Source organism: Cupriavidus sp. UYPR2.512 (assembly GCF_000379565.1).
Lineage (GTDB): Bacteria > Pseudomonadota > Gammaproteobacteria > Burkholderiales > Burkholderiaceae > Cupriavidus.
The window spans coordinates 1-2359 of sequence record NZ_KB903021.1; the positions used below are offsets into that span (position 1 = coordinate 1).

3 protein-coding genes and 1 pseudogene are annotated in these 2359 nt (G+C 59.6%); 3 read left to right on the forward strand and 1 reads right to left on the reverse strand.

The window, feature by feature from the left end; all coding sequences use genetic code 11:
* Positions 1-112 precede the first annotated feature (112 nt).
* Positions 113-385: pseudogene (locus A3A5_RS38875) on the reverse strand (NADPH-dependent FMN reductase); the annotation flags it as partial.
* Here A3A5_RS38875 and A3A5_RS0118235 point away from each other — a divergent pair.
* The 3 genes from A3A5_RS0118235 to A3A5_RS0118245 are packed head-to-tail and all read left to right on the forward strand — an operon-like array spanning position 379 to position 2214.
* Positions 379-588 carry a 1-phosphofructokinase gene (locus A3A5_RS0118235; RefSeq protein WP_232431381.1) on the forward strand — a complete coding sequence of 70 codons (210 nt, stop codon included), beginning with the start codon at positions 379-381 and terminating at the stop codon, positions 586-588. The pseudogene A3A5_RS38875 and the gene A3A5_RS0118235 sit on opposite strands and share 7 nt — an antisense overlap.
* A 46-nt stretch (positions 589-634) precedes the next feature.
* Positions 635-1546: a LysR family transcriptional regulator gene (locus tag A3A5_RS0118240; RefSeq protein WP_026200887.1), complete on the forward strand. Its 912-nt coding sequence runs from the start codon at positions 635-637 to the stop codon at positions 1544-1546.
* Positions 1546-2214, forward strand: coding sequence for an epoxyqueuosine reductase QueH (locus A3A5_RS0118245; RefSeq protein ID WP_018311984.1), 669 nt, complete (start codon positions 1546-1548; stop codon positions 2212-2214). Before A3A5_RS0118240 ends, A3A5_RS0118245 begins: the two co-directional genes overlap by 1 nt.
* Positions 2215-2359: the final 145 nt, after the last annotated feature.

Below are 2359 nucleotides of genomic sequence, written 5' to 3' on the forward strand. Positions count from 1 at the left end.
CCGGGGACGCAGCGGCCGTCGGCTTGGCGCCTTCCTCGCGCTGGCGCCGGCACCAGTTCCCCATCGTGGCCACTGGCACGCCCAGCCTGCGGGCTNCATCATGCCGGCGATTCACACCCGTGTAGGAGCCGCGAAAAACCGGGGTTACCACAACCAGCACGTCAGCTTGCTCGACCGCTGCAAGTTCCTGCTCCACCGTGTCGGATAGTTGGGACCTCCAGACCGCGCCAGGAAGCAGAGGTGCAATCTTTCCCATTTCGATCAGGCGCTGTTGGCATGGGACTTCGTCGGCGATCAGGTCCAGCAGGTGCTCTGCCAGTAATGCGGACTTGTGGGGGCGTTGCAGTCCACCGGAAACCGCTACTACACGGAGTGGATGTGTCATTTTTGCTTTCATGGATTGATCTGCGCGGCGCCGCGACCTCGCAATTTGCGCGCGCGCAGCAGTATGGTTTCGTGAGCTGGGTCGGTATGTTGTTTGCTGTCTTCTGCCATTCGGCGCTCGAGGGTCACGCAAACCACCTGCAGCAGTTGCAGATGCTTGGCCCATGCGCCAATGGGGAGGATGCTATCGACGGCAATCCATGATGTAAAATGGTTTTATTTCATAAATCCATGAATATGAGTCATCCAAATGCTTGAGCGTATTCACCTCAGCATCATTCAGCAGGTCGAGAAACAAGGGTCGTTGACGGCTGCCGCTGGCGTGCTGAATCTGACCCAATCGGCTCTAAGCCACAGCATGAAAAAGCTGGAGCAGCAACTGGGCACCGACGTCTGGCTACGCGAAGGGCGAAGTCTGCGACTGACACAGGCCGGTCAGTACCTACTGGCGGTGGCGAACCGGGTGCTGCCGCAACTGGACCTGGCCGAAGAGCGCCTGGGCCAATTTGCGCAGGGCGAACGCGGAGCGCTGCGCATCGGTATGGAATGCCACCCTTGCTACCAGTGGCTGCTCAAAGTGGTTTCTCCCTATCTGGCTGCATGGCCCGAGGTGGAGGTGGACGTCAAGCAGAAGTTCCAGTTTGGAGGGATCGGCGCGCTCTTCGGCTACGAGATCGACCTGCTGGTCACGCCTGACCCACTGTTCAAGCCGGGGCTGAAGTTCGAACCAGTGTTCGACTACGAGCAGGTGCTTGTCGTGCCCAGAGGCCATGCGCTGGCTTCGGCGACCTATGTGAAGCCCCAGCAACTGACCCAGGAGGTGCTCATCAGCTACGTGGACATCGAGCGCCTGGACATCTACAACCAGTTCCTGTTGCCAGCCGGTGTCACACCCAGGCGCCATAAAGCCATCGAAACCACCGACATCATGCTGCAAATGGTGGCCAGCGGGCGGGGTGTGGCCGCGCTACCGCGCTGGCTGGTCGAGGAATACGCAGCCAAAATGGACGTGGTGCCCGTGCGGCTGGGCGCGCGCGGTATCGCCAAGCAGATCTTCCTGGGGGCACGCGAGGCAGATACTGGCATCGACTACGTACGGGCCTTCATCGAGCTGGCACGCCAGCCTGCCCCCGCCATTACCCTTGCACAAGGAGCCAACTGATGAGCACCACCGTCGAACGCGAACCGCTTCCATTGCCCGGTGGCCACCACAAGGTGTTGCTGCACTCCTGTTGCGCACCCTGCTCGGGTGAAGTCATGGAGGCCATGCTCGCTTCGGGTATCGACTACACGATTTTCTTCTACAACCCCAACATTCACCCACTCAAGGAATACGAGCTGCGCAAGAACGAGAACATCCGCTTTGCCGAGCAGTTCGGCGTGCTCTTCATCGATGCGGATTACGATCGGGACAACTGGTTCGAACGGGCCCGGGGCATGGAGCACGAGCCCGAGCGCGGCGTGCGCTGCACCATGTGCTTTGACATGCGCTTTGAACGCACTGCGCTGTACGCTCACGAGCACGGCTTTCCGGTGATTACCAGCTCGCTGGGCATCTCGCGCTGGAAGAACATGCAGCAGATCAATGACTGCGGCATGCGTGCTGCAGCGAAGTACCCTAACCTGACTTACTGGGAATACAACTGGCGCAAAGGCGGTGGCTCCGCGCGCATGATCGAGATCAGCAAACGCGAGAACTTCTACCAGCAGGAGTATTGCGGATGCGTCTACTCGCTGCGCGACACGAACCGGCACAGGGTGGAAAGTGGCCGCGAGCGCATCCAACTGGGCGTGATGTTCTACGGCGACGAGACGCCAGCAAAAGACTGATGTGCCTTGTCGCGGAGTGCACCCTCGGGGGCATTCAAAATTGTTCAATGGCTTCTAGGAGACTGTCGGATTTTCGGGATCCCCGGTCGTCCGGCGGGACGGGTTGGGCGTTAATAAATTAACAAGTTTCTGAGAGAGTCCATAG